This window comes from Pseudomonas sp. NPDC089569, from assembly GCF_050280625.1.
Classification (GTDB): Bacteria; Pseudomonadota; Gammaproteobacteria; order Pseudomonadales; family Pseudomonadaceae; genus Aquipseudomonas.
Genome location: NZ_JBNNVQ010000228.1, coordinates 1 through 2,337, shown reverse-complemented (window position 1 = coordinate 2,337; position 2,337 = coordinate 1). Strand labels below are relative to the sequence as shown.

The following is a 2,337-nucleotide window of genomic DNA, read 5'->3' as shown; positions in this document are numbered from 1 at the left end:
TTCCTCACGCTCGATATCGACGATGCCAGTGAGATGCGCGGATTTACCTAGTCTATCTGAGTTTCGTATTCCCTCTGATCGGGTTCCTGCTGCTGTCGTTCTCCCGCGGACGCCTCTCGGAGAACCTCTCGGCGCTGATCGGTGTCGGCTCCATCGGCCTGTCTGCCATCGTCGCGGCCTACGTGATCTGGCAGTTCAACGTCGCACCGCCGCAAGGCGGCGCCTACACCCAGGTGCTGTGGCAATGGATTTCGGTTGAAGGCTTCCAGCCAAGCTTCACGCTGTACCTGGACGGCCTGGCCGTGACCATGCTCGGCGTGGTGGTTGGCGTGGGTTTCCTGATCCACCTGTTCGCCTCCTGGTACATGCGCGGCGAAGCCGGTTACTCGCGCTTCTTCTCGTACACCAACCTGTTTATCGCCAGCATGCTGTTCCTGGTACTGGGCGATAACCTGCTGTTCATCTACTTCGGCTGGGAAGGCGTGGGCCTGTGCTCCTACCTGTTGATCGGTTTCTACTACAGCAACCGCAACAACGGTAACGCAGCACTCAAGGCGTTCATCGTGACCCGTATCGGTGACGTGTTCATGGCCATCGGCCTGTTCATCCTGTTTGCCCAGCTGGGCACGCTGAATGTCCAGGAACTGCTGGTGCTGGCACCGCAGAAATTCCAGGCCGGCAACTTCTGGATGGTCATGGCCACCCTGATGCTGCTGGGCGGCGCCGTCGGTAAATCCGCACAACTGCCGCTGCAAACCTGGCTGGCGGATGCGATGGCCGGCCCTACCCCGGTTTCGGCACTGATCCACGCCGCAACCATGGTGACCGCCGGTGTCTACCTGATCGCCCGTACCCACGGCCTGTTCACCCTGGCGCCGGAAATCCTGCACCTGGTGGGCATCGTCGGCGGCGTAACCCTGGTGCTGGCAGGTTTTGCAGCCCTGGTTCAGACCGACATCAAGCGTATCCTCGCCTACTCGACCATGAGCCAGATCGGCTACATGTTCCTGGCCCTGGGCGTCGGTGCCTGGGATGGCGCGATCTTCCACCTGATGACCCACGCGTTCTTCAAGGCCCTGCTGATCCTTGCTACCGGTGCGGTGATCGTTGCCTGCCACCACGAACAGAACATCTTCAAGATGGGCGGTCTGTGGAAGAAACTGCCACTGGCCTACGCCAGCTTCATCGTCGGTGGTGCGGCCCTGGCGGCCCTGCCACTGGTGACCGCGGGCTTCTACTCCAAGGATGAAATCCTCTGGGAAGCCTTCGCCAGCGGCAACCACGGTCTGCTGTACGCAGGTCTGGTGGGTGCGTTCATGACGTCGCTGTACACCTTCCGCCTGATCTTCATCGCGTTCCACGGTGAAGCCAAGACCGAAGCACACGCCGGTCACGGCATTGCCCACTGGCTGCCACTGTCGGTGCTGATCGTCCTGTCGACTTTCGTTGGCGCGATGATCGTTCCACCGCTGCACGGCGTGCTGCCGGAAAGCGTCGGCCATGCCGGCGGCGAAGCCAAGCACAGCCTGGAAATCGCCTCGGGCGCCATCGCCCTGGCCGGTATCCTGCTGGCCGCGCTGCTGTTCCTGGGCAAGCGTCGTTTCGTCACTGCAATCGCCAACAGCGGCATCGGCCGTATCCTGTCGGCCTGGTGGTTCGCCGCCTGGGGCTTCGACTGGATCTACGACAAACTGTTCGTCAAGCCTTACCTTGCGATCAGCCACATCCTGCGCAAAGACCCGCTCGACCAGACCATCGGTCTGATCCCGCGCATGGCCAAGGGGGGTCACACCGCCCTGAGCCGTACCGAGACCGGTCAACTGCGTTGGTATGCCGCCTCGATGGCTGCTGGTGCCGTGCTGGTAATCGGCGCTGTCGTGCTGGTAGCGGTCTGATATGAACCTTGCGAACTTGCGAAAGGAATTGAGCCCGTCATGATTCTGCCTTGGCTAATCCTGATCCCCTTCATCGGCGGCCTGCTGTGCTGGATGGGTGAGCGCTTCGGCGCCACCCTCCCCCGCTGGATTGCGCTGATCACCATGTCCCTGTTGCTCGCCCTCGGCCTCTGGCTGTGGGCTCACGGTGACTATTCATTTGCACCAAAACCAGGCGCCGATCCGACCTGGGCGCTTGAGTTCAAGCAAGTCTGGATCCAGCGCTTCGGCATCAACGTGCACTTGGCCCTCGACGGCCTGTCGCTGTTGATGATCATGCTGACCGGCCTGCTGGGTGTCCTCTCGGTACTCTGCTCGTGGAAAGAGATCCAGCGTCACGTGGGCTTCTTCCTCCTGAACCTGATGTGGATCCTGGGCGGCGTCGTCGGCGTGTTCCTGGTAT

1 protein-coding gene and 1 pseudogene are annotated in these 2,337 nt (G+C 61.5%); both read left to right on the top strand.

The features are described 5' to 3' along the window. The first annotated feature begins 41 nt into the window (after nt 1-41). Entirely contained in the window at nt 42-1,895 is a 1,854-nt protein-coding gene (nuoL, locus tag ACQKP2_RS32505) for an NADH-quinone oxidoreductase subunit L (RefSeq protein ID WP_427582340.1), read from the top strand. Nucleotides 1,896-1,934: 39 nt separating this feature from the next. Continuing rightward, nucleotides 1,935-2,337: pseudogene (locus tag ACQKP2_RS32500) on the top strand (NADH-quinone oxidoreductase subunit M); the annotation flags it as partial.